The 22583-nt window shown below is 61.7% G+C and carries 25 protein-coding genes; 22 read left to right on the top strand and 3 right to left on the bottom strand.

The genetic code is table 11. The features are described from left to right. Position 1 precedes the first annotated feature (1 nt). Positions 2–1465 (top strand): protein adenylyltransferase SelO, encoded by a 1464-nt coding sequence (gene selO / locus FBY04_RS01255; RefSeq protein ID WP_145314302.1) that lies wholly within the window; start codon positions 2–4, stop codon positions 1463–1465. A 6-nt stretch (positions 1466–1471) separates the two neighbouring features. Here the strand turns inward: selO and FBY04_RS01250 are convergent, their stop codons facing one another. Next, positions 1472–1834 (bottom strand): type II toxin-antitoxin system PemK/MazF family toxin, encoded by a 363-nt coding sequence (locus FBY04_RS01250; protein ID WP_145314301.1) that lies wholly within the window; start codon positions 1832–1834, stop codon positions 1472–1474. Further along, complete coding sequence (locus FBY04_RS01245; RefSeq protein WP_145314300.1) at positions 1834–2103, bottom strand: AbrB/MazE/SpoVT family DNA-binding domain-containing protein; 270 nt, start codon at positions 2101–2103, stop codon at positions 1834–1836. The genes FBY04_RS01250 and FBY04_RS01245 overlap by 1 nt, the downstream gene beginning before the upstream one ends. Before the next feature lie 265 nt (positions 2104–2368). On the opposite strand from FBY04_RS01245, the gene trxC reads away from it, so the two are divergent. Beyond that, positions 2369–2803 (top strand): thioredoxin TrxC, encoded by a 435-nt coding sequence (gene trxC / locus FBY04_RS01240; RefSeq protein WP_145314299.1) that lies wholly within the window; start codon positions 2369–2371, stop codon positions 2801–2803. A gap of 144 nt (positions 2804–2947) precedes the next feature. Here the strand turns inward: trxC and FBY04_RS01235 are convergent, their stop codons facing one another. Beyond that, positions 2948–3718 carry a ParA family protein gene (locus FBY04_RS01235; protein ID WP_084320984.1) on the bottom strand — a complete coding sequence of 257 codons (771 nt, stop codon included), beginning with the start codon at positions 3716–3718 and terminating at the stop codon, positions 2948–2950. Between the two features lie 356 nt (positions 3719–4074). On the opposite strand from FBY04_RS01235, the gene FBY04_RS01230 reads away from it, so the two are divergent. From FBY04_RS01230 to FBY04_RS01135, 20 genes are all read left to right on the top strand, one after another. Next, positions 4075–4800, top strand: coding sequence for a beta-ketoacyl synthase chain length factor (locus tag FBY04_RS01230; protein WP_084320985.1), 726 nt, complete (start codon positions 4075–4077; stop codon positions 4798–4800). Then, positions 4776–5585 carry a 1-acyl-sn-glycerol-3-phosphate acyltransferase gene (locus FBY04_RS01225; RefSeq protein ID WP_084320986.1) on the top strand — a complete coding sequence of 270 codons (810 nt, stop codon included), beginning with the start codon at positions 4776–4778 and terminating at the stop codon, positions 5583–5585. The genes FBY04_RS01230 and FBY04_RS01225 overlap by 25 nt, the downstream gene beginning before the upstream one ends. Next, on the top strand, positions 5566–5826 hold the full coding sequence (locus FBY04_RS01220) for a phosphopantetheine-binding protein (RefSeq protein WP_145314298.1): 261 nt from the start codon (positions 5566–5568) through the stop codon (positions 5824–5826). Before FBY04_RS01225 ends, FBY04_RS01220 begins: the two co-directional genes overlap by 20 nt. 9 nt (positions 5827–5835) lie before the next feature. Next, positions 5836–6090 carry an acyl carrier protein gene (locus FBY04_RS01215; protein WP_084320988.1) on the top strand — a complete coding sequence of 85 codons (255 nt, stop codon included), beginning with the start codon at positions 5836–5838 and terminating at the stop codon, positions 6088–6090. Beyond that, the gene (locus FBY04_RS01210; RefSeq protein ID WP_084320989.1) at positions 6087–6632 is read left to right on the top strand and encodes a hypothetical protein; all 546 of its coding nucleotides are present in this window, start codon (positions 6087–6089) and stop codon (positions 6630–6632) included. Before FBY04_RS01215 ends, FBY04_RS01210 begins: the two co-directional genes overlap by 4 nt. Continuing rightward, complete coding sequence (locus FBY04_RS01205) at positions 6629–8311, top strand: acyl-CoA synthetase family protein (protein WP_145314297.1); 1683 nt, start codon at positions 6629–6631, stop codon at positions 8309–8311. Before FBY04_RS01210 ends, FBY04_RS01205 begins: the two co-directional genes overlap by 4 nt. A 131-nt stretch (positions 8312–8442) precedes the next feature. Next, positions 8443–9177, top strand: coding sequence for a glycosyltransferase family 2 protein (locus FBY04_RS01200; protein WP_145314296.1), 735 nt, complete (start codon positions 8443–8445; stop codon positions 9175–9177). Then, a complete protein-coding gene (locus FBY04_RS01195; protein WP_084320992.1) occupies positions 9174–10121 on the top strand; it encodes a glycosyl transferase in 948 nt (315 codons plus the stop codon). The genes FBY04_RS01200 and FBY04_RS01195 overlap by 4 nt, the downstream gene beginning before the upstream one ends. Beyond that, the gene (gene hutH, locus FBY04_RS01190) at positions 10102–11646 is read left to right on the top strand and encodes a histidine ammonia-lyase (protein ID WP_084320993.1); all 1545 of its coding nucleotides are present in this window, start codon (positions 10102–10104) and stop codon (positions 11644–11646) included. Before FBY04_RS01195 ends, hutH begins: the two co-directional genes overlap by 20 nt. Then, complete coding sequence (locus FBY04_RS01185) at positions 11639–12064, top strand: thioesterase family protein (protein ID WP_084320994.1); 426 nt, start codon at positions 11639–11641, stop codon at positions 12062–12064. Before hutH ends, FBY04_RS01185 begins: the two co-directional genes overlap by 8 nt. Beyond that, positions 12061–12780: an outer membrane lipoprotein carrier protein LolA gene (locus FBY04_RS01180; protein WP_084320995.1), complete on the top strand. Its 720-nt coding sequence runs from the start codon at positions 12061–12063 to the stop codon at positions 12778–12780. The genes FBY04_RS01185 and FBY04_RS01180 overlap by 4 nt, the downstream gene beginning before the upstream one ends. Next, positions 12764–15103, top strand: a complete 2340-nt coding sequence (locus FBY04_RS01175; protein WP_145314295.1) for an MMPL family transporter — start codon at positions 12764–12766, stop codon at positions 15101–15103. The genes FBY04_RS01180 and FBY04_RS01175 overlap by 17 nt, the downstream gene beginning before the upstream one ends. After that, a complete protein-coding gene (locus FBY04_RS01170) occupies positions 15103–16260 on the top strand; it encodes a sodium:proton antiporter (RefSeq protein WP_084320997.1) in 1158 nt (385 codons plus the stop codon). Before FBY04_RS01175 ends, FBY04_RS01170 begins: the two co-directional genes overlap by 1 nt. After that, positions 16247–17494 carry an NAD(P)/FAD-dependent oxidoreductase gene (locus FBY04_RS01165; protein WP_090473869.1) on the top strand — a complete coding sequence of 416 codons (1248 nt, stop codon included), beginning with the start codon at positions 16247–16249 and terminating at the stop codon, positions 17492–17494. Before FBY04_RS01170 ends, FBY04_RS01165 begins: the two co-directional genes overlap by 14 nt. Further along, the gene (locus tag FBY04_RS01160) at positions 17491–18216 is read left to right on the top strand and encodes a class I SAM-dependent methyltransferase (protein ID WP_145314294.1); all 726 of its coding nucleotides are present in this window, start codon (positions 17491–17493) and stop codon (positions 18214–18216) included. Before FBY04_RS01165 ends, FBY04_RS01160 begins: the two co-directional genes overlap by 4 nt. Beyond that, positions 18216–18833, top strand: a complete 618-nt coding sequence (locus FBY04_RS01155) for a hypothetical protein (protein WP_145314293.1) — start codon at positions 18216–18218, stop codon at positions 18831–18833. Before FBY04_RS01160 ends, FBY04_RS01155 begins: the two co-directional genes overlap by 1 nt. After that, positions 18830–20026, top strand: a complete 1197-nt coding sequence (locus FBY04_RS01150) for a beta-ketoacyl-[acyl-carrier-protein] synthase family protein (protein ID WP_145314292.1) — start codon at positions 18830–18832, stop codon at positions 20024–20026. Before FBY04_RS01155 ends, FBY04_RS01150 begins: the two co-directional genes overlap by 4 nt. Further along, positions 20023–20484: a hotdog family protein gene (locus tag FBY04_RS01145; protein ID WP_084323129.1), complete on the top strand. Its 462-nt coding sequence runs from the start codon at positions 20023–20025 to the stop codon at positions 20482–20484. Before FBY04_RS01150 ends, FBY04_RS01145 begins: the two co-directional genes overlap by 4 nt. After that, positions 20481–21209 (top strand): 3-oxoacyl-ACP reductase FabG, encoded by a 729-nt coding sequence (gene fabG / locus FBY04_RS01140; RefSeq protein WP_145314291.1) that lies wholly within the window; start codon positions 20481–20483, stop codon positions 21207–21209. The genes FBY04_RS01145 and fabG overlap by 4 nt, the downstream gene beginning before the upstream one ends. Next, the gene (locus FBY04_RS01135) at positions 21209–22435 is read left to right on the top strand and encodes a beta-ketoacyl-ACP synthase (protein ID WP_084323131.1); all 1227 of its coding nucleotides are present in this window, start codon (positions 21209–21211) and stop codon (positions 22433–22435) included. Before fabG ends, FBY04_RS01135 begins: the two co-directional genes overlap by 1 nt. The last annotated feature ends 148 nt before the right edge of the window (positions 22436–22583 follow it).

Genomic DNA, 22583 nt, shown 5'->3' with positions numbered 1-22583 from the left:
GGTGAAAGCCCTCGACGAACTGACCTTCGATAACCGCTTCGATCGCTTGGGCGATACGTTTTCCGCCCACGTGCTGCCCGAGCCCATCGACAACCCGCGCCTCGTGGTCGCGAGCCCTGCCGCCATGGCGTTGCTCGACCTTGATCCGGCTGTGGCCGAAACCCCGGAGTTTGCCGAACTGTTCAGCGGCCACAAGCTCTGGGCCGATGCAGTGCCTCGAGCAATGGTCTATTCCGGTCATCAGTTCGGTTCCTACAACCCACAGTTGGGCGATGGTCGAGGCCTGTTGCTGGGCGAGGTCTACAACGAGGCCGGCGAGCATTGGGACCTGCACCTCAAGGGTGCCGGCCAGACGCCTTTCTCGCGCATGGGCGATGGACGCGCAGTGCTGCGGTCCTCGATCCGCGAATTTCTCGCCTCCGAAGCCTTGCATGCGCTGAACATCCCGACCACTCGCGCGTTGTGCGTGATCGGTTCCGACACGCCGGTGTGGCGCGAAAAACAGGAGCGCGCAGCCATGGTCCTGCGCCTGGCGCCGAGCCATGTGCGCTTCGGGCATTTCGAATATTTCTACTACACCAAGCGCCCCGAGAAGCAGAAAGAACTCGGCGAACACGTGCTGGCCATGCACTTCCCCGAATGCCTTGAGCAGCCCGAACCGTACCTGGCGATGTTCCGCGAAATCGTCGAGCGCAATGCCGAGCTCATCGCCAAATGGCAGGCCTATGGTTTCTGCCACGGCGTGATGAACACCGACAACATGTCGATCCTCGGCATCACCTTCGATTTCGGCCCGTTCGCTTTCCTCGATGACTTCGACGCCAATTTCATCTGCAATCACTCAGATGACCAAGGCCGGTACTCCTTCAGCAACCAGGTGCCCATCGGCCAGTGGAACCTCAGCGCTTTGGCCCAAGCCCTGACGCCGTTCATCAGCGTCGAGGCCCTGCGCGAAACCCTGGGTCTGTACCTGCCGCTGTTCCAGGCCCATTACCTGGACCTGATGCGCCGCCGCCTCGGTTTCACCACTGCTGAAGACGATGACCAGAAACTGCTGGAGCATCTGCTGCAACTGATGCAGAACAGCGGCGTCGATTACAGCCTGTTCTTCCGCCACCTCGGTGATGAATCACCGGAGCTGGCCGTTAGCCGATTGCGCGACGATTTCGTCGACATCAAGGGCTTCGATGCCTGGGCCGAGCGCTATGTCGCCCGTGTTGCTCGCGAAGGTGAAGTTGATCAGGAACAGCGCCGCCAGCGGATGCACGCGGTCAACCCGCTCTACATCCTGCGCAACTACCTGGCGCAGAAAGCCATCGATGCAGCGGAAAGCGGCGACTATTCAGAGGTTCGCCGGCTGCATGCGGTGCTGAGCAATCCGTTCGAGGAGCAGCCGGGGATGGAGAGCTACGCCGAGCGACCGCCGGAGTGGGGGAAGCATTTAGAGATCAGTTGTTCTTCCTGAGGTGGATCATTCCAGCGGATCGATGGCACTAACGACTCTGGCAACGATGTCGGCCATCGTGATCTCATCGAGTCGCTCAATGAATTTGGCTGAGCCGTCCCGAACACGCTGTTCAATATCAAAACTGCGCACCTGATTACAAACCGCGACGCCATTCGTTTCGTGACCAGAAACGATGACCGCCAATCCGGAGTTTCGGCTAAAGCTCCCACCACTGGTTATCGGCACGGTCATGCTCACTCCGAGCGAGTTTATTTCCCTGGGCGTAATCACCACGAAGCGATGCCGGTTCATCATCTCCCGGCCCGCAACCGGATTTGGATCAATCCAGTAGACATCACCCCGCTGCGGGGCTTGCCGACTAACCATCAGCCCAGCTCCCGGCCGACTGGATCGCCCTCTCGTGCAAATGCTGTCTGCGCGTTCAGCTCGGCTACTTCTTCAGAACCTTCAAGCAATTCGGCGAGGCTGTAGCGTTTGCGAAGTGGTTGTCTGACCGGACGAGCGATCAACTCCCCATCGACCACGTCAAGCTCCAACTGCGCCCCTACCTCCAAGTGCAAAAGCTTCAGTAGTGTAGGCGGGAGAGTAATAACGGCAGCACCACCTTGACGGCGGATTTTCGATGTCACGGACACGGGATCACTCCTATCCGACAATTTAAAGATATCGGCTTCTCGATGAGTGCAACAAAAGTAGCACGTGGTAAAAGACAAAAGCGAATTCCTCATCAGGGGTGGTTGTGGCTGCCTCCAGCGTAGCCACGGAACCCAAACTGAAAGCCTGAAATATGTGAGCATTTGCGACATCGCAGCGCCCCACTAAAATCTTTTCCTGCTTGATAAAAGCTGTATTCGACTCCAGATCAGCGTCATGGATTACCCATTTATTCAGAGCCCGATTATGTCCGACCCACTCCTCATCCCCTGCCCCCACTGCAACGGCCTCAACCGCATCCCCGCCGAGCGCCTCGGCGACCACCCGAAATGTGGCCGCTGCAAGGCCGAGGTCTTGCTGAGCAGGCCGTTCGAATTGAAACAAGGTGACTACGCCAGTCAGATCAAGGGCGATCTGCCGTTGCTGGTGGACGTGTGGGCGGACTGGTGCGGGCCGTGCAAGTCGTTTGCGCCGGTGTTTGAGCAGGCGGCCGGTCAGTTGGCAGGCAAGTGCAGGCTGGCGAAACTGGACAGCGAGGCTAATCAGCAGTTGTCGGCGCAGCTGGGAATTCGCTCGATTCCAAGTCTGATTCTGTTCAAGAACGGCCGGGAAGTGGCGCGCCAAAGCGGGGCCTTCCCGTTGCCGCAGTTGATGAGCTGGTTGCGTAGCCAGGGAATTTAAAACACCACGATCCATAGTGGGAGCGGGCTTGCTCGCGATGGCGGACATTCAGTCAACATCAATGTTGAATGTAAGGACCTCATCGCGAGCACGTCGAATCGTCGCACCGCCGCTCCCACAGGAGCTCGGTGTTGTCTCCGGGAATCAGGCGCTTTCGAGCAGGCTGTGCAGCTCGACGAATTGCTGGGTCAACTTGTGCCGTGGATCAAGATGGATCAGCGGCGTATTGGCCTGGTGCGATTCGCGCATGCGCACCGAACTTCCCAAATACACCGGCAACACCGGCAAACCTTCGGCAATCAGTTCATCGAGGATTTGCTGGGGCAGGCTCGCACGGGCCTGGAACTGGTTGACGACGATACCCTCGACCTCCAGCCCTTCGTTGTGGTCGTCCTTCAATTCTTCGATTTCCGCCAGCAGGCCGTACAGCGCCTGACGCGAAAAGCTGTCGCAGTCGAAGGGAATCAGCACCCGATCAGCGGCAATCAAGGCTGAAACCGCATAGAAGTTCAGCGCTGGCGGGGTATCGAGGTAGATTCGGTCGTAGTCGCCGTCCAGCTCCTCGAGCAGTTTGCGCAGCTTGTTGATCTTGTGTTTCGCCTCGAGCTTGGGCTGCAAGTCGGCCAGCTCGGCAGTGGCGGTGATGACGTGGAGGTTGTCGAATGGGGTTTCGTAGATGTCGACCTGGTTTTTCTTAGAGAACGGGCCCGAAGACAGCGTCTGCTTGAAGAAGTCGGCAATACCCATCGGAATGTCGTTACCGGTGAGCCCGGTGAGGTACTGGGTCGAATTGGCCTGAGCGTCGAGATCCACCAACAGGGTGCGATAGCCCTCGCTGGCACTGACGGCCGCCAGATTGCAGGCAATGCTGGATTTGCCTACGCCGCCTTTCTGATTGAATACCACGCGCCGCATGTCAAAACCTCCGTGTATCAAAGAATGACCGAGTGTAGTAGTCCACGGCGTCGCTTAGCTACCTCGCCGGCACAGGGACTACGCAGTCAGGTGCGAACGCTCACTGAAAAAGCCGTCATCTCGCCCATAAAGATGCTCCCGGAGCCGACAGACAGTCGCGATTCGACATGGATAATGGCCAAATGACACCCGCCCACGAACCAATCGGTACATTTCGTTGGGCAAAATGTAACCAGCATTTGCTACGCGCTCGCCGCACCGGGATAATGCGCGCCACTCGGCGCTCAGCATCACATCAGGTGAACCGCTGTTTTTTTCGACTCGCCGCGTCAAGAAAGCCCGCAGGGGCGGGATGAATGCCTGTGATCAACTTCAACATCGCCCAATGGCGCGCGTGGGCCCCTGGGCTCGAAAGCGTGGACGATTGGCAGGCCTGGAGCCGACAACCGGTCGCGCTGCCAAGCTGCGATGCCGCCCCCGACGTCTCGTTCCTGCCGGCCATGCAGCGGCGGCGGCTCAGCCGTCTGGCGCGGATGGCGTTCAGTGTTGGCTGGCCGTTGGCCGATGGTCGCCCTGACCTACCGTTGGTCTTTATTTCCCGCCACGGCGAAACCCCACGCACCTTCGATATCCTCAGCGACCTGGCCGCCGATCAGCCACTGTCGCCGACCCAGTTCAGCCTGTCTGTGCATAACGCAGTCATCGGCCTGTGGTCGATCATGCGCGGCGAAACCAGCGAAATGACCGCCCTGGCTGCGGCCGGCGATGGCCTTGAACACGGCATGCTAGAGGCGGCGGCACTGCTTGCCGAAGGGGCGCCGGCAGTTCTGCTGGTGGTCACCGAAGAGCAGCCGCCCGAAGCCTATTCGGCCTGGATCGACGACGTGCCCTTCCCGTACGCGGTGGGTTTGTTGCTCACGCCCGGCAACAACTGGCAGCTGTCCCTGAACAGCACTTCGGATGAGTTGTCCAAAGCTCACTGGCCCCATGCCTTGAATCTCTTGCGTACCCTGCTCGGCCAGCAGACCACCTGCCAACATGCCTGGAAAAATCGTGTATGGACCTGGCAACGCAACCTGTAAGCGAAAAAAACCGCGACGCCTATTACTGGCGCTTGCTGGCCACCGCCGCAAGCTTCACCCTCTTCGGACTGGGCGGGCTGTGCCTGCGCCTGGTGGTTTTCCCGGTGCTCAGCTGCCTCCCCGGCAATGCGCAGACGCATCGCCTGCGGGCACGGCAAACCGTCAGCCGCTGTTTCTGGTTTTTCGTCCGATTCATGGCCCGCACCGGCGTGCTGACCTACGACATTGATGGCGCGGAAAAGCTCGGCCGACCCGGGCAGATGATCATCGCCAATCACCCGTCGCTGATCGATGTGGTGTTCCTGATCGGCCTGGTGCGCCATTCCAACTGCGTGGTCAAAAGCAGCCTCTGGGAAAACCCCTTTACCCGCGGCCCGCTACGCCGCACCGAATACATCAGCAACGACGGCAGCATGGACATGCTCGATGCCGCGGCCGACGCACTGAAAAGCGGCCAGACCCTGATCATTTTTCCGGAGGGCACCCGCACCCAGCCCGGTGAAACGCCCTCCTTTCATCGGGGTGCGGCGTCGATCGCACTGCGCGGTGCGAAAATCCTCACCCCGGTGATCATCAAGGTCAGCCCGACCACATTGACCAAGGCCGAGCCCTGGTATCGGATCCCAAAACGTCGCGTGCACTTCAGTTTCCGGGTCGGGGCCGATATAGACCCACAGGCCTTCGCTGCACAGGGTCCCGCTCCTCAAGCCTCGCGCAAGCTCAATGAATACTTGCACCACTACTTTATTAAGGAGCTCGCCGAAGATGAGCGAACTACACCGTGAAATCAAAGAACTGATCATCGAAGCCCTCGGCCTCGAAGACATCAGTGCGCAAGACATCGGCGACGACCAGACGCTGTTCGGCGAAGGCCTGGGCCTGGACTCCGTCGACGCCCTGGAGCTCGGTCTGGCGATCCAGAAAAAATACGGCATCAAAATCGACGCCGATGCCAAGGACACCCGCAATCACTTCAGCAACGTGGCGAGCCTTGCGGCGTTCGTCACCGCAAAACAGGCAGCTTGAGACCGGACCATGCAAACTCGTGATGACATTTTCAACACCCTGCGCGATGCCTTGGTCGAACTCTTCGAGCTGGACCCCGAGCGCGTGAGCCTCGACTCCAACCTGTATCAGGACCTGGAAATCGACAGCATTGACGCGGTTGATCTGATCGACCACATCAAGCGCCAGACCGGCAAGAAAATCGCCGCTGAAGAATTCAAGACAGTGCGTACCGTCAGCGACGTGGTCGAGGCAGTCTACCGCCTGGTTCAACCCGCCGCATGAGCCGACTGATCGGCCTTGGCCTGCTGCTGGCAGGCCTGCTGTACCCCTTCGCGGTGTATTTCGGCATGGAGCATTTTGCCCCGTGGCAGTTCGGTCTGCTGCTGGGCAGCCTGTGGCTGGCCCGGGCGCTGACGGGCGTGCGCCGGCCGGGAAGCCTGTGGATGGCAATCGTCGCCATCGTGTTTTGCCTGTTGCTGGCCCTGTTCGACAGCCCCGCCATGCTGCGCTGGTACCCCGTGCTGATCAGCGGCTTCATGCTGGTGCTGTTCGGGTTGAGCCTGAAATACGGCCCGCCGATGATCGAACGCCTGGCCCGGCTGCGGGAACCACGCTTGCCGGCCAAGGCGATTCGCTATACCCGCCAGGTCACCATTGCCTGGTGTGTGTTTTTTCTTTGCAACGGTTTGTGCGCCGCCGCCCTGACTCTCTGGGCGCCGCTGAGTTGGTGGATGTTGTACACCGGCCTGATTTCCTATGGATTGATCGGCCTGATGTTTGCCATTGAATGGCTTATACGACAACGGGTACGAGGCCACCCATGAATTGGATAAAACTTGAGCACCTGTTGCTCAAGGCTCAACCGGAACGCGCCGTGACGGCCGATCCGGTGCTGAATCACGCACACTTGTGCGAACAGGCCCTGAGCCTGGCCGCCGGCCTGCAAGCCCAGGGTGTGCGGCGCATCGCCGTGCACCTTGAGGACGCCGCCGAGCTGGCGATTGCCCTGCTGGGCGCCTGGCGCGCCGGGGTCAGCGTGCTGCTGCCTGCCGACCTGCAACCGCAAACGCGCCAGCGCTGGTCCGGCGAAGTCGATCTGTGGCTGACGGATCAGGCCGACGACGCGCACCTGAGCGACTATCGCCATGCGCCACTGACCGCCGCGGCCCTGGACCTGGATCGCTGCTCACTGAGCCTGTGCACCTCCGGCTCCAGCGGCGAGCCCAAGCGCATCGACAAGACCCTGCGCCAACTGGCCAATGAAGTCGAAGCGCTGGAGCAACTCTGGGGTGCCGATCTGGGCGAGGCGTGCCTCATCGGCAGCGTTGCCACCCAGCACATCTACGGCCTGCTGTTCCGGGTGTTGTGGCCGCTGTGTGCCGGACGCTCGTTCGTGCGCAAGCAACTGGCCTTTCCGGAAGATTTGCAACGCGCCAGCCGCGAACACCCGGCCTTTGCATGGGTCGCCAGCCCCGCGCTGCTCAAGCGCATGGGCGACAACCTTGACTGGCCGGCGCTGAGCGCGGTTCGCCGGGTGTTTTCCTCCGGCGGTGCGTTGCCGGCCGAGGCGGCGTTAAGCCTGCAACAACGGCTGCAACAGTGGCCGACGGAAATCCTTGGCAGCTCGGAAACCGGTGGCATCGCCTGGCGTCAGGGCAACGATCTCTGGCAAGCCTTTGCCGGCATCGAATTGAGCCAGGACAGCGACGGCGCGCTGCTCATTGCGTCGCCGTATCTGCCGCCCGGTCATATTGAACACACTGCAGATGCGGCGCGAATCGCCGCCGACGGCCGCTTCGAACTGCTCGGGCGGCTGGACCGGATCGTCAAACTGGAAGAAAAACGAATCTCGCTGCCGATGCTGGAGCAGGCGCTGATGGCCCACGAGTGGGTCGAGCAAGCACGCCTCGGCGTGGTTCAGGAGAATCGCGCTTCGCTGGGTGCGTTGCTGGTGCTGAGCGAATCGGGTTTGCATGCCTTGCGCAATCAGGGGCGACGCACCCTCACTCAGGAACTGCGCCAGCACCTCAGCCAGCATTGCGAAGCCCTCGCCCTGCCACGACGCTGGCGTTTGCTGCGGCAACTGCCGTTCAACACTCAAGGCAAACTGCCTCAGGCCGACGTGGAAGCCTTGCTGCTGGCGCCGCGCCCGAAAGCACCGCAAGTGCTGGAGCAGGTCGAAACCGATGGCGAGTGGAGCCTGCAACTGGCGATACCACCGGACCTCGCTTACTTCAGCGGCCACTTCCCCCAGGCGCCGGTTCTGCCCGGCGTGGTGCAGGTGGAGTGGGCGTTGCACCTTGGCCAGCAATTGATGAGCCTGCCGGAAAAATTCGCCGGCATGGAAGTGCTGAAGTTCCAGCAACTGGTGCGCCCGGGCGATGAAGTCCAGTTGCACCTGCGCTTCGATCCGGTGCGCAGCAAATTGTACTTCGCGTACCGCAACGAGACCGCCACCTGTTCCAGCGGGCGGATTTTGCTGGAGGCTTCGGGTGATGCATAAGTTTGGTGAGTGCTGCGCACTCAATCGCGAGCAAGCCCGCTCCCACAGGTGGGCGGCGTCGTACACAAATACGGTGTGGGAACGGGCTTGCACGCGATGCAGGCGTCTCGGTCTTACAGGCGAAACCCAAGATGTATAACCCCTGCGCAATCATCCCGGTCTACAACCACGAAACCGCGATCACTACCGTGGTCGACGCAGTGATCGCAAGCAACTTGCCCTGCATTCTGGTGGATGACGCCAGTGAACAATCCTGCGCGGCGGTACTCGATCAACTGGCCCGGCGCGAGATGGTTTACCTGATCCGCCTCGCCGCGAACCTGGGCAAGGGCGGCGCGGTCATGACCGGCCTGCGCGAAGCCTCGCGCCTGGGCTTCAGCCATGCCCTGCAGGTAGACGCCGACGGTCAGCATGACCTGCAAGATATCGCGACCTTCATCGAACAATCACGCGCCCATCCGCGCGCGGTGATCTGCGGCTATCCGCAATACGACGCCAGCGTACCGAAAGGTCGCCTGTATGCCCGTTACCTGACGCACGTGATGGTCTGGATCAACACCCTGTCGCTGCAGATTCGCGACTCCATGTGCGGCTTTCGCGTTTATCCATTGCCGCCGACCCTGGCGCTGATCGACTCGGCGAAGATCGGCAAGCGCATGGACTTCGACTCGGACATTCTGGTGCGCCTGGCCTGGCGCAATCAGCCGATGCAGTGGCTGCCGACCAAGGTGCACTACCCGCTGGACGGCGTCTCACACTTCCGTATGTTCCACGACAATGTGCTGATTTCGAGCATGCACACCCGGCTGTTCTTCGGCATGTTGCTGCGAGCGCCGGTGATCCTCTGGCGAAGGTGGCGGGCATGAGCATCAACGCAGACAAAGAACACTGGGCCGACCGCCAGGAGCGCGGCAGTTTCTGGCTGATGAAGCTCACCGCGTTCGGCGCCAAGGTTCTCGGTCGCCGACTGTTGAGCCCGCTGTTGTACGGCATTGTCCTGTACTTTTTTCTGTTCGGTCGCAGTGCCCGCCACAGCGCCTGGCAGTACCAGCAACGCCTCGCCGACTGGAGCGGCCGCAACGAACTGCGCCCGACTCACTGGCGCGTGTTCGGCCAGTTCATGGCCTTCGCCGATTCGATGCTCGACAAACTCGATGTGTGGAACGGCAAGCTGAGCATCGAGCAGATCGAAATCATCGACCCGGCATTACTGCGCAATCAGTTGCGCGGCAGCCGCGGGCAGCTGCTGGTGGGCGCGCATCTGGGCAATCTCGAGGTGTGCCGTGCGCTGGCGGAGATCGGCGAAAAGGTCACGATGAACGTGCTGGTGCACACCAAGCACGCCGAGCAGTTCAACCGTTTGCTCGGCGAAGCCGGGGCGACCAATCTGCGGCTGATTCAGGTCAGCGAACTGGACCCGGTGATCATGCTGCAACTGCACGAGCGCCTGGAGCGCGGCGAGTGGCTGGCGATTGCCGGTGATCGCGTACCGTTGCATGGCGGGCGCAGCGTGACCGTGGATTTCCTTGGCCATCCGGCAAAGTTTCCGCAAGGGCCGTGGCTGCTGGCGGGGCTGTTGAAATGCCCGGTCAACCTGCTGCTGTGCCTGAAGAAACCCGACGGCGATTATCGACTGACCCTCGAACCGTTCGCCGATGCGATCACCTGGAAACGCAGCGACCGCGAACAGGTCATTCATCAGTGGGCCACCCGCTACGCCGAACGCCTGGGTCACTATTGCCTTGAAGCGCCTCAACAATGGTTCAACTTTTACCCTTTCTGGAAGACCGATGACGACGCCAACGCTTGAGCCGGTAACCTTCGGCGAACTCCCTTTGCGCATCGAAGACGTGCTGGCCCTGGCCAACCGTCAGGTGCCGACGCAGTTGCAGGATGATCCTGCGTACCGCGAACGCATCGCCAAAGGCGCGCGATTCCTCGACTCCCTGCTGGACAAGGAAGGCGTGATCTATGGCGTGACCACCGGTTACGGCGATTCCTGCGTGGTCGCTGTGCCGTTGCATCACGTCGAGGCGCTGCCCCGTCATCTGTACACGTTTCACGGTTGCGGGCTGGGCAAACTGCTCGACGCCCAGGCCACCCGCGCGGTGCTCGCGGCGCGTTTGCAGTCGCTGTGCCACGGCGTGTCCGGGGTGCGCGTGGAACTGCTGGAACGCCTGCAAGCATTCCTCGAACACGACATCCTGCCGCTGATCCCGGAAGAGGGTTCGGTGGGCGCCAGTGGTGATCTGACCCCGCTTTCGTATGTGGCCGCGACCTTGTCCGGCGAACGCGAAGTGATGTTCCGCGGCGAACGCCGCCAGGCCGCGGACGTGCACCGCGAACTCGGTTGGGAGCCGCTGGTACTGCGTCCTAAAGAAGCACTGGCACTGATGAACGGCACCGCCGTGATGACCGGTCTCGCCTGCCTGGCCTACGCCCGCGCCGATTACCTGCTGCAACTGGCCACCCGCATCACTGCGCTGAACGTGGTCGCGCTGCAAGGCAATCCGGAGCACTTCGACGAACGCCTGTTCGCCGCCAAGCCGCATCCGGGGCAGATGCAAGTCGCCGCGTGGCTGCGCAAGGACCTGGCGATCGACGCACCGACCGCGCCGCTGCATCGCCTGCAAGACCGTTATTCCCTGCGCTGCGCGCCCCACGTGCTCGGCGTCCTGGCCGACAGCCTGAACTGGCTGCGCTCGTTCATCGAGATCGAGCTCAACAGCGCCAACGACAACCCGATCATCGACGCCGAAGCCGAGCGTGTACTGCACGGCGGGCATTTCTACGGCGGCCACATCGCGTTCGCCATGGACAGCCTGAAAAACCTGGTGGCCAACGTGGCCGACCTGCTCGACCGTCAACTCGCGTTGCTGGTGGACGAGCGCTACAACCATGGTTTGCCGAGCAATCTGTCCGGCGCCACGGCGGATCGCGCGATGCTCAACCACGGCTTCAAAGCCGTGCAGATCGGCACCAGCGCCTGGACCGCCGAAGCCCTGAAAAACACCATGCCGGCCAGCGTGTTCTCGCGCTCCACCGAATGCCACAACCAGGACAAGGTGAGCATGGGCACCATCGCCGCCCGCGATGCGATCCGCGTGCTGGAGCTGACCGAGCAGGTCGCCGCCGCTACCCTGCTGGCCGCCAATCAAGGTGTGTGGCTGCGCAGCAAAGCTGAAGATGCACGTCCGTTGCCACCTGCCCTCGCCGCCATGCACGCAGAGCTGGCCAAGGACTTCCCGCCGGTCATCGAAGACCGCGCACTGGAAGGCGAATTGCGCCTGTGCCTGAAACGGATTGCCGAACAACACTGGAGGCTGCATGCGTAGCAAGGGAGTGCTTCACACCGATACGGAAATCCTCGTGCCGTTCTTTGACGTCGACACCATGAACGTCGTCTGGCACGGCCATTACGTCAAATACCTGGAAATCGCTCGTTGTGCGCTGCTGGACAGGATCGGCCACAACTACGACGCCATGGTTGCGTCGGGTTACGCCTGGCCGGTGATCGACCTGCAATTGCGCTACGTGCGCGGTGCAGTGTTCGGCCAGAAATTGAATGTGCGGGCGAACCTGGTGGAGTGGGAACACCGGTTGAAGATCAACTACCTGATCAGCGACCTGGAAACCGGTGAACGCTTGACCCGCGCCAGTTCCGTGCAGGTGGCCGTCGACATGAGCAGTCGCGAAATGCAGCTGGCCTCACCCAAGATTTTCACCGACGCCGTCGAGAGAGCCCTGCCATGATTTTCTGCCTCCGCCGCTCCCCTGTGGGAGCGGGCTTGTCGGATCGCCGCACCGCAGCGATGGTCGTTAACGATAACGCTGGGCACCTGACACCCCGCGGCGCTCTCAGGCTTTTCGCGAGCAAGCTCGCTCCTGCAGTGTTGTGTGTGCTGCTAAGTATTCCGGGCCTCGCCAACGCCTTCGATCTGCAACAGCTCAGCGATCAACTGGCCAAACCCGATGTGATTCACGGCAATTTCATCCAGGAAAAACACCTGCGCGCCCTGCCCCAGCCGTTGACCAGCAAGGGCGCCTTCGTTCTTGCGAAAAACCACGGCCTGCTCTGGCTGCTGAAAACGCCGCTGCAACAGGATTACCGCATCACCGCCAAAGGCATTGCCCGGCGTGATGCCAATGGCTGGCAGACGCTGCCCGGCAAGAGTGCCGGCGCCGAACAGAACCGCTTGTTCCTCGCCGTGCTGCAAGGTGACAGCAGCGGGCTGCAACGGGACTTCGAACTGTCGCTGAGCGGCGAGGCGCAGAACTGGAAACTGACACTGACCCCGCGTTCGCTGCTACTCAAGCAGGTGTTCAATCAGATCAATATCACCGGCGGCGAATTGGTGCACAGCATCGAACTGCTGGAAACCCAGGGCGACAGCACCCTGTTGCGCATGCAGGACAGCACCAGCGGCCAACCGTTGAGCGATGCGGAGCAACATGACTTTGCCGAGTGAACGCACGCTTCCACGCCTGTTTCTGATCCTGCTGCTGGCAGTGCTCGCGCTCGCCGGTTGGCAATGGCGTGACGGCGCACCGCTGTCGGCCAACCTGATGGAACTGGTGCCGGGCACGGCACCGGACGCGCTGGAACTGCGCGCCGAACAACGCATGCAAGAACCGCTGAACCGCGAAATGCTGGTGTTGGTCGGTCACAAGGATCGTCAACAAGCCGTCGCCATGGCGCAGAAACTGGGCGAGCAGTGGCAGGCCAGCGGTTTGTTCGAAAAGGTCCAATGGACTCTGCAAGCCGACTTGCCGGCGCTGCGTACGCAATTGCTGCAAGGCCGGTTGGCGATGCTGTCGGCAACGGATCGACAGCAACTGATCGAGCATCCCGACGCCTTTATCCAGCAACGGGTGCAGGCACTGTTCGACCCGTTCACCGGTTTCAGCCTGGTGCCGAGCCAGGATGACTGGCTGGGCCTGACCGGGCGCATCCAGAACAGCCAGCCGCAACACGGTTCGGTGCAACTGGACATCGGCAGCGGTGCGCTGGTTGCCGATGCCGACGGCAAGAGCTGGGTGTTGTTGCGGGCACGCACCACCGGCAATGCCTTTGACATGAACCTGCCGCTGCAAGTGGCTGATCTGCTCAAGCACAGCCGCGAAGAAGCGGCTCAGAGTGACGTGCAACTGCTGGCCGCCAGTGGTTTGCTCTATGCAGCGGCCGGTCAGCAACAAGCCACCCGGGAAATGACCTGGGTCGGTGGCGGCGCCACCGTCGGCATTCTGTTGCTGTTGTTACTGGCCTTCCGCCGCTGGCGGGTGCTGCTGGCGTTCGTCCCGGTGCTGGTGGGCATGCTGTTCGGCGCGGTGGCGTGTGTGGCGCTGTTCGGCCATATGCACGTGATGACGCTGGTGCTCGGCTCCAGCCTGATCGGCGTCGCGGTCGATTACCCCCTGCACTATTTGTCCAAGAGCTGGAGTCTGAAACCCTGGCACAGCTGGCCGGCGTTGCGCCTGACGTTGCCGGGCCTGACGCTGAGCCTGATCACCAGTTGCATCGGTTACCTGGCGCTGGCCTGGACGCCGTTCCCGGCCCTGACCCAGATCGCCGTGTTCTCCGCCGCCGGCCTGCTCGGCGCCTACCTGTCGGCCGTGTGCCTGCTGCCCGCGCTGCTCAAAGGGGCGGATTTACGCCCGGCGCAATGGCCGCTGCGGGTGTCCGAGTATTTGCTGGATCGTCGTGAAGCGCTGCTCAGAATTGCGCGAACGCCAGTGCTGCTGGCCTTGCTGATTGCCTTCTGCGTCGGTGGACTGTTGCAGCTCGACAGCAAAAACGACATTCGCCAATGGGTCGGCGCGCCGCAGCAATTGACGGACGAAGCCCAGACCATTGCGCGCATCACCGGTTACCAACCCACCAGCCAGTTCTTCCTGGTGCGGGCCGCCAATCAGCAAGCATTGCTCGAACGCCAAACCGCATTGAGCGAGCGCCTGGATCAGTTGGTCAATCTGGACAAACTCCAGGGCTATCTGTCGCTCAATCAACTGGTCAGCCAGCCCCACGAACAACACAAAGTGCGCGAAGCGCTGAACAAGTTGCCGCAGTTCTGGCAACCGCTGCTCGATGTCGGCGTACCACTTGAAGCGCTGAAAACCGAGCTGGCGACGTTGCAGGCATTGCCGGTTGAAGACATCGACAGCGCGCTGGCCGGTCCGTTGGCCGAACCCTGGCGCACACTGTGGCTGGGCCCGACCGAGGATGGCGTGGCGACGATGGTCAGCCTGCAAGGGCTGAACAACCCTGCACTGCTGCGGGTCCAGGCGCGGGATTTGCCAGGCGTGGAACTGGTGGATCGCCTGGGCGAATTGAACAACGTGTTTGCCCAGACGCAGATCAGCGCCGCTGAACTGAAACTCGCCTCTTGCGTGCTGATCGTGCTGGTGCTGATTCTGCCGTTCGGCCTCGGCGGCGCGTTGCGCATCGTTTCGCTGCCGCTGCTGGCGGCGCTGTGCAGCCTTGCCAGTCTTGGCTGGCTCGGACAGCCGCTGACGTTGTTCAGCCTGTTCGGCCTGCTGCTGGTGACGGCGATCAGCGTCGATTACGCGATCCTCATGCGCGAACAGGTCGGCGGCGCCGCCGTGAGCCTGCTGGGCACCTTGCTGGCGGCGCTGACCACCTGGCTGTCGTTCGGTTTACTGGCGGTGTCCAGCACGCCGGCAGTGAGTAACTTCGGACTGTCGGTGAGCCTGGGCCTGGCGTTCAGCTTTCTGCTCGCGCCGTGGGCAGGGCGACAAGTGCATGCGACCAGCGTCGCGGAGTCGGCAGCGTGATGGTCGTGCTGTTCTGGGCGATGGCCCTGGCGCTGTTCGCCATGGCCACGCGGGTCGGTCGTCATTTCGGCCTGATCCCGATCGTCAGCCAGTTGTTGCTGGCCACCGTCGGCTTGCCGTTGCTGATGTATTTCTGGATCGAACCCCACTGGCAATTGAGCGGCGCGACGCTGGTCGCACCGATCTGGCTGAAAAACCTCTACAGCCTGAGTTTCGCGCTGTTGCTGGGCTATATCCTCAGCGACGTGATCGATCTGCGACTCGATCGCCAGAGCCTGAAAATCGCCCTGCCGAGTTTCTGCGTGCCGTTTGCCTGCGGCCTCGCCACGGCGATCTGGTGGCTGCCCCCGCAGCCATGGATCAGCTCGTTGGCAGTGGGTCTATTGTTCGCCATCACCGCGATCCCGGTGTTGTACCTGTACTTGCGGCATATCGGTTACCCGACCACTGCCACCCGGCGACTGGTGCAGACGGCGATCCTGATCGACCTCACGTGCTGGACGCTGTTCGCCATCGCTCAGGGGAGCCTGCACCTGAGCAGTCTGCTGCTGCCCTTGGCCTGCGCCTGCGTGCCCTTGCTGCTGTGGGTGACCGGCCTGCGCCAGCCACGGCTCTACAGCGGGTGTTTCTTTGCGCTGCTGGTGGTGGCCGAGCACTACAGACTCAATGCGCTGATTGTCGGCATCGGCTATTTGCTGTGCATGGCCGCGCTGAAGGTGCCGCTGGTGTTGCCGGTGCAGGCGATCTGGATGAATCGCTTGCAGACCTGGATCGCGATCCCGCTGATCCTCACGTTCGGCATCGTGCAGATCAATGTCCACAGCGCCATGGACAGCCTGAGCTGGGCGCAACTGGCCGCGCTGTTGCTGTTGCCGATTGCCAGCAAACTGCTGGGCAACTGGCTGGGACTCGGCTGGGCCGGCGCCTCGTTTGCCGGTGCCAGTCGCTGGCGCGAAAGTGTGCTGCTGAACATTCGCGGCTTGAGCGAGATCGTCTTTCTCAACCTGCTGCTGCAACAACAGCTCATCAGCCCGCCGCTGTACTTTGCGCTGATGTTGATGGGCCTGATCGCAACACTGCTGCCGGCATTGGTCGGCATGCATCGAATCCCCTTGAAAGCTGCCGTCTCGGCAAGGAGCCCCCATGCCAACCGTTGAAATGGAACGTCGTCAGGTAGTGATCATCGGCGCTGGCCCATCGGGCGCCATTGCCGCCGCACTGCTCAAGCGCAAAGGGCATGACGTTCTGGTGATCGAGCGCCAGCATTTCCCAAGGTTCTCCATCGGCGAAAGCCTGCTGTCGCACTGCCTGGATTTCGTCGAGGAAGCGGGCATGCTCGATGCCGTCAACGCCGCCGGTTTCCAGTTGAAAAACGGTGCAGCGTTTGCCTGGGGCGAACGCTATAGCGCTTTCGATTTTGGCGAAACGTTCAGCCAGGGCAAACCGACTACCTTCCAGGTCCAGCGCGCCGACTTCGACAAACTGCTGGCCGATCAGGCCGCGCTGCAGGGCGTCGAAATCCGCTATGGCGAAGCCATCGTCAGCGTCGATGTCGAACGGGCGAAACCGCAGCTCGGCGTACGTCGTGAAGACGGCAGCGAATACGCTATCGAAGCCGACTTCATGCTCGACGCCAGCGGTTACGGTCGAGTTCTGCCGCGCTTGCTCGACCTTGAAGCACCGTCGAATTTTCCAGTGCGCCAAGCCGTGTTCACTCACATCGAAGACCATATCGACAACCCGACATTCGAACGGGAAAAGATCCTCATCACCACCCACCCGACCCAGCGCGATATCTGGTTCTGGACCATTCCGTTCAGCAACGGCCGTTGCTCGGTGGGTGTTGTCGCGGCAGCCGAGCACTATGAAGGCCGCATGGACAACCTGGACGAATGCCTGCGCGGGTTCATCGCTGAAACCCCGGGCCTGGCCGGCGTGCTGAGCAACGCGGTGTGGGATACGCCGGCGCGCACCATCGGCGGGTATTCGGCCAACGTCAAAACCCTGCACGGTCCTGGTTTTGCACTGCTGGGCAACGCGGCGGAGTTCCTCGACCCGGTGTTCTCCTCCGGCGTGACCATCGCCATGCGCTCGGCGAGCATGGCCGCCGGGGTTCTGCACCGTCAATTGCAAGGGGAAAGCGTCGACTGGCAGACCGAGTTCGCCGACCCGCTCAAACGCGGCGTCGACACCTTCCGTTGCTATGTCGAAGGCTGGTACGCCGGGACGTTCCAGGACGTGATTTATCACGAGGGCGGCTCGGAGGACATTCGCCGCATGATCAGCTCGATCCTGGCCGGTTATGCGTGGGACGAGCGTAATCCGTTCGTCAGCGAAGCCAAGCGTCGGTTGCGCATGCTTTCGGAAATTTGCGCGAGTGATGCCTCTTGAGCTACTTGAGCGAAAACTACGTCGAAGAGACCCGGTTCGGTTTCTGGTTCCTGCGCAGCCACACTTGGCAGCACCATGTACTGCGCGTCGCGATCAATGACCTGCGCAGCCTGTTCAGCGAACCGTTGCCAGGCAACCCGGTGTTGCTGGATGCCGGATGCGGTCAGGGCAAGTCGTTCCAGTACCTGCGCCAGGCTTTTGCGCCACAGCGCCTGATCGGTGTGGACGCCGACCCGCACAGCCTCGACTTGAGCGGTGAAGAAGCCGCTCGTCAGGGCATGGACGTGGAGTTGATCGGCAGCGACTGCGCCACGCTTGCCATGCCGGATGCCAGCGTCGACCTGCTGTTCTGCCACCAGACCTTCCACCATCTGGTGGAACAGGAAAAGGCCCTGACGGAGTTCTACCGCGTGCTCAAGCCCGGTGGTTATCTGCTGTTCGCCGAGTCCACCGAGGCTTACATTGATACATGGGTGATTCGCTGGTTGTTCCGCCATCCGATGCACGTGCAAAAGAGCGCCGCCGGGTACCTCGACCTGATTCGTCGCCAGGGTTTCGAATTCGGGCCGCAAAACGTGTCTTATCCCTATTTGTGGTGGAGTCGCGCCAAGGATTTCGGCCTGCTTGAACGCTTTGGCCTGCGCCAGCCAAAACCGATTGGCCAACGGGAAGAAACCCTGGTCAATGTGGTGGCGCGCAAACCGCTTGAAGGTGCTGTGTGATGTTCACTGTCAGTCGCTCGAAGTACATACCTTGTGGGAGCGGGCTTGCTCGCGAAAGCGGTGGGTCAGCCAACATAAATGTTGAATGTAACGCCGCCTTCGCGAGCAAGCCCGCTCCCACAGGGGCGGCGGTGTTAATGCGATTTCTGCTTATCGGCGCGGTCCTGCTGCTATCCGCCTGCGCCAGCAAGGCACCGCTGCCCGCGCAAACCCCGAGCCTGCCGTTGCCGCAGCAATTGCACATCCAGCGTCTGGCGGACGGCCAGCGTCAGGACTGGGTACTGGTGATTGCGCGTGAAGGCCCGGGCATTCGCTGGTCGATGATGGACTTGCTGGGCATTCCACAGGCACGTCAAAAATTGATCGACGGTCAATGGCAAGCGGACGGCCTGTTGCCGCCCAACCCGGAAGCCCGAGAGTTGTTTGCAGCATTGCTGTTTGCGCTGACACCCAAGGATGAGTTGCACGGCAACTACCCCACTGCCTGGCAACATGGCGCACAACGATCCCTGCCGGAGCACTGGGAAGTCCGTTATTCACAACCGATGAGCTTTGAATTGAACCTGCCCAAAGGTCCGACGTACCAAGTCACGCCCCTGTCCGGTGAGACACCATGACCGCCTACCTGAACGCCCTCGGGGTGATCTGCGCCCTGGGCCGCAGCAAGCAGGAAGTTGCACGCAACCTGTTCGCCGGCGATTGCTCCGGCATGCGCAGCGAGGCCGGCTGGGTGCCGGAGCGCTCATTGCCGGTGGCCGCGGTGCGCGGCGAACTGGCGCCGATTCCGGCAGAACTGGCGAATCAAAGCAGCCGTAACAACCAATTGCTGCTGGAAGCGGCGCTGCAAATTCGCGACGACATCGATCAAGCGATCCAGACTTACGGCCGCGACCGCATCGGCGTGATCCTCGGCACCAGCACCTCCGGCATCGATGAAGCCAGTCGCGGGCTGGCTCATTACATCCGCGAACATCAGTTCCCCGTCGAATACGACTATCAGCAACAGGAACTCGGTGCACCGGCGAATTTTCTCGCCGACTGGCTGCAACTGAGCGGCCCGGCCTATGTGATTTCCACCGCCTGCACCTCCAGCGCCCGAGCGTTGATGAGTGCCCAGCGCCTGCTGGACCTGGGCCTGTGCGACGCGGTGCTGTGCGGCGGCGTCGACACTTTGTGCAAACTGACCCTCAATGGGTTCTCGGCGCTGGAAGCGGTGTCCGAACAACGCTGCAACCCGTTTTCGGTGAACCGCCATGGCATCAACATCGGCGAAGCCGCGGCGCTGTTCCTGATGACTAAAATTGCTGGCGACAAACAGTCGATTGCCCTGTTGGGCAGTGGCGCCAGTTCTGATGCGCACCACATTTCCGCACCGGAACCGACCGGCCGCGGCGCCCTGCAGGCGATGCGCAAAGCCTTGAGTCGGGCGAACCTGCAACCTGAACAGATCGGTTACCTGAACCTGCACGGCACCGCCACTCAACACAACGACGCCATGGAAAGCCTGGCGGTGTCGGCATTGTTCCCGGCCGGTGTACCCTGTTCGTCGACCAAACCGATGACCGGCCACACCCTCGGTGCAGCCGGCGCACTGGAAGCGGCGTTCTGCTGGTTGAGCCTGAGCGCTGACAATCCAAACCACGCGCTGCCTCCACACGTCTGGGACGGCCAACCCGACCCCGAACTGCCGGCCCTGAATTGGGTGACCCCGGCCAATCGCCTGGCGTCCATTGCACCTCGCTACCTGATGAGCAATTCCTTTGCCTTCGGGGGCAATAACGTCAGCCTGATTATCGGAGATGCCCCATGATTGACTGGCCGCTCGCCGAACTGCTGCCGCACGCTGGCGACATGATCCTCATCGATCAGATCCTGGCGTTCGATGACGAGCAGATCCACACCCGCCTTACCGTCAAGCCCGATGGTCTGTTCAGTCGTCCTGACGGCAGCCTGCCGGCGTGGGTCGGCATCGAATTGATGGCGCAGAGCGTGGCCGCCTACGCCGGTTGCCATGCGCGCCAGCGAGGCGATGCAGTGGCGTTGGGTTTCCTGCTCGGCACCCGTAAATTTGAATGCAACGTCGAACATTTTCCCGCCGGCACCGAGCTGACCATCCACGGGATGCGTTCGCTGGAAGACGACAACGGCATGGGCGTGTTCGAATGCCACATCAACGCCCCCGGCATTCACGCCACCGCTCGTCTGAACGTGTTTCGCCCGCCTCAGGCCGCTCAATACCTTAACGAACCCTCAGGAATCCAGTCATGACTGAATCCGTACTGGTCACCGGTTCCAGCCGTGGCATCGGCCGCGCTATTGCACTGCGTCTGGCTCAGGCCGGGCACGACATCGTGCTGCATTGCCGCAGCGGGCTGGCGGACGCTGAGGCCGTGAAAATCGAAGTCGAAGCCTTGGGCCGCAACGCGCGCATCCTGCAATTCGATGTGTCCGACCGCGCCCGTTGCAAAGCGGTTCTCGAAGCCGACGTGGAAAGCCACGGCGCCTATTACGGCGTGGTGCTGAATGCCGGCCTGACACGCGACGGTGCTTTTCCAGCGCTGAGCGAGGATGATTGGGATGTGGTGATGCGCACCAACCTCGACGGTTTCTACAACGTGCTGCACCCGGTGATGATGCCGATGATCCGGCGTCGCGCCGCCGGGCGAATCGTCTGTATCACGTCGGTTTCGGGGTTGATCGGCAATCGCGGGCAGGTCAATTACAGCGCCTCCAAGGCCGGTTTGATCGGCGCGGCGAAGGCGTTGGCGATCGAGCTGGGCAAGCGCAAAATCACCGTCAACTGTGTCGCACCCGGCTTGATCGACACAGCCATGCTCGACGAAAACGTACCCGTGGAAGAACTGATGAAAATGATTCCCGCACAACGCATGGGCACCCCGGAAGAGGTGGCCGGCGCGGTGAACTTCCTGATGTCGGCGGAAGCGTCGTACATCACCCGGCAAGTGCTGGCCGTCAACGGAGGCCTGTGCTGATGAAGCGCGTCGTCGTCACCGGCATGGCCGGCATCACCTCATTGGGCAGCGATTGGAAAACCATCGCCGCCAACTTTGCGGCCAACCGCAGCGGCATCCGCCGGATGGACGAGTGGGATCGTTTTACCGAACTCAACACGCGCCTGGCCGGGCCCATCGATGACTTCAAGGTGCCGAACCACTGGACCCGCAAGCAACTGCGCAGCATGGGCCGGGTTTCGCGCCTGGCCGTCGGCGCGGCAGAACAGGCGCTGGCCGATGCGGGTTTGCTGGGTGACGAATCGATCAAGGACGGACGCATGGGCGTCGCGTGCGGCTCCTCCACGGGCAGCACCGACGAGATCAAGGCGTTCGGCAACATGCTGCTCAACTCTGTGGCCGAAGGCCTGAACGCCAACTCCTACGTGCGCATGATGCCGCACACCACGGCGGCGAACATCAGCATCTTCTTCGGCCTCACCGGCCGGCTGATCCCCACCTCAAGCGCCTGCACCAGCGGCAGTCAGGGCATCGGTTACGCCTACGAATCGATCAAGTTCGGCCGCCTGCCCTTGATGCTCGCTGGTGGCGCCGAAGAGCTGTGCCCCACCGAAGCCATGGTCTTCGACGCGCTCTACGCCACCAGCCTGAAAAACGACGCGCCGCAGACGTCGCCACGCCCCTACGACAGCGGTCGCGATGGCCTGGTGATCGGTGAAGGCGGCGGCATGCTGGTGCTTGAAGAACTGGAACATGCACTGGCTCGCGGCGCGCACATCCATGCTGAACTGGTCGGTTTCGGCAGCAACGCCGACGGCCAGCACACCACCCGCCCAGAGCAGGCCACCATGCGCCGGGCCATGGAACTGGCCCTCGAAGACGCCGGGTTGCAGCCGTCGGACATTGGCTACGTCAACGGTCACGGCACCGCGACCGAACAGGGCGACATCGCTGAAACGCTGGCCACCAGTTCGCTGTTCGGTGAGCACATGCCGATCAGTTCGCAGAAGAGTTTCCTCGGCCACACACTCGGCGCCTGCGGTGCTTTGGAGTCCTGGTTCAGCATCGAAATGATGAACAGCGATTTGTACGCGCACACCTTCAATCTTGATGAAGTTGATCCGCATTGCGGCAAGCTTGATTACCTGCGCGGCGAGTTTCGGCAGATGAGCAATCAGTATGTGATGAACAATAATTTTGCATTTGGCGGGGTTAATACTTCGCTGATTTTTAAGCGCTGGTCGTAACGACGCAATCCTTGTAGGAGCCGGCTTGCTGGCGATAGCGGAGTGTCAGGCGACATCAATATTCATTGATCCACCGCCATCGCCAGCAAGCCGGCTCCTACAGGTTCAGGACATCACGACGATGGTTGCCCAGGATGGATCGAGGTTA

Origin of the sequence: Pseudomonas sp. SJZ080 (genome assembly GCF_007828295.1) — a bacterium.
In the GTDB taxonomy this organism is placed as follows: domain Bacteria; phylum Pseudomonadota; class Gammaproteobacteria; order Pseudomonadales; family Pseudomonadaceae; genus Aquipseudomonas; species Aquipseudomonas migulae_A.
The sequence above is the reverse complement of the archived record's forward strand: the minus strand, read 5'-3'. Positions and strand labels throughout refer to the sequence as shown.

Coding starts and splice junctions, on each gene's coding strand:
- hutH (WP_084320993.1), top strand. CDS start 10,102: ATGACGACGCCAACGCTTGAGCCGGTAACCTTCGGCGAACTCCCTTTG.
- FBY04_RS01215 (WP_084320988.1), top strand. CDS start 5,836: ATGCAAACTCGTGATGACATTTTCAACACCCTGCGCGATGCCTTGGTC.
- FBY04_RS01145 (WP_084323129.1), top strand. CDS start 20,023: ATGATTGACTGGCCGCTCGCCGAACTGCTGCCGCACGCTGGCGACATG.
- FBY04_RS01170 (WP_084320997.1), top strand. CDS start 15,103: ATGGTCGTGCTGTTCTGGGCGATGGCCCTGGCGCTGTTCGCCATGGCC.
- FBY04_RS01155 (WP_145314293.1), top strand. CDS start 18,216: ATGTTCACTGTCAGTCGCTCGAAGTACATACCTTGTGGGAGCGGGCTT.
- FBY04_RS01150 (WP_145314292.1), top strand. CDS start 18,830: ATGACCGCCTACCTGAACGCCCTCGGGGTGATCTGCGCCCTGGGCCGC.
- FBY04_RS01210 (WP_084320989.1), top strand. CDS start 6,087: ATGAGCCGACTGATCGGCCTTGGCCTGCTGCTGGCAGGCCTGCTGTAC.
- FBY04_RS01220 (WP_145314298.1), top strand. CDS start 5,566: ATGAGCGAACTACACCGTGAAATCAAAGAACTGATCATCGAAGCCCTC.
- FBY04_RS01230 (WP_084320985.1), top strand. CDS start 4,075: ATGCCTGTGATCAACTTCAACATCGCCCAATGGCGCGCGTGGGCCCCT.
- FBY04_RS01235 (WP_084320984.1), bottom strand. CDS start 3,718: ATGCGGCGCGTGGTATTCAATCAGAAAGGCGGCGTAGGCAAATCCAGC.
- FBY04_RS01175 (WP_145314295.1), top strand. CDS start 12,764: ATGACTTTGCCGAGTGAACGCACGCTTCCACGCCTGTTTCTGATCCTG.
- fabG (WP_145314291.1), top strand. CDS start 20,481: ATGACTGAATCCGTACTGGTCACCGGTTCCAGCCGTGGCATCGGCCGC.
- FBY04_RS01195 (WP_084320992.1), top strand. CDS start 9,174: ATGAGCATCAACGCAGACAAAGAACACTGGGCCGACCGCCAGGAGCGC.
- FBY04_RS01200 (WP_145314296.1), top strand. CDS start 8,443: ATGTATAACCCCTGCGCAATCATCCCGGTCTACAACCACGAAACCGCG.
- FBY04_RS01185 (WP_084320994.1), top strand. CDS start 11,639: ATGCGTAGCAAGGGAGTGCTTCACACCGATACGGAAATCCTCGTGCCG.
- FBY04_RS01205 (WP_145314297.1), top strand. CDS start 6,629: ATGAATTGGATAAAACTTGAGCACCTGTTGCTCAAGGCTCAACCGGAA.
- trxC (WP_145314299.1), top strand. CDS start 2,369: ATGTCCGACCCACTCCTCATCCCCTGCCCCCACTGCAACGGCCTCAAC.
- FBY04_RS01165 (WP_090473869.1), top strand. CDS start 16,247: ATGCCAACCGTTGAAATGGAACGTCGTCAGGTAGTGATCATCGGCGCT.
- FBY04_RS01250 (WP_145314301.1), bottom strand. CDS start 1,834: ATGGTTAGTCGGCAAGCCCCGCAGCGGGGTGATGTCTACTGGATTGAT.
- FBY04_RS01135 (WP_084323131.1), top strand. CDS start 21,209: ATGAAGCGCGTCGTCGTCACCGGCATGGCCGGCATCACCTCATTGGGC.
- FBY04_RS01180 (WP_084320995.1), top strand. CDS start 12,061: ATGATTTTCTGCCTCCGCCGCTCCCCTGTGGGAGCGGGCTTGTCGGAT.
- FBY04_RS01225 (WP_084320986.1), top strand. CDS start 4,776: ATGGACCTGGCAACGCAACCTGTAAGCGAAAAAAACCGCGACGCCTAT.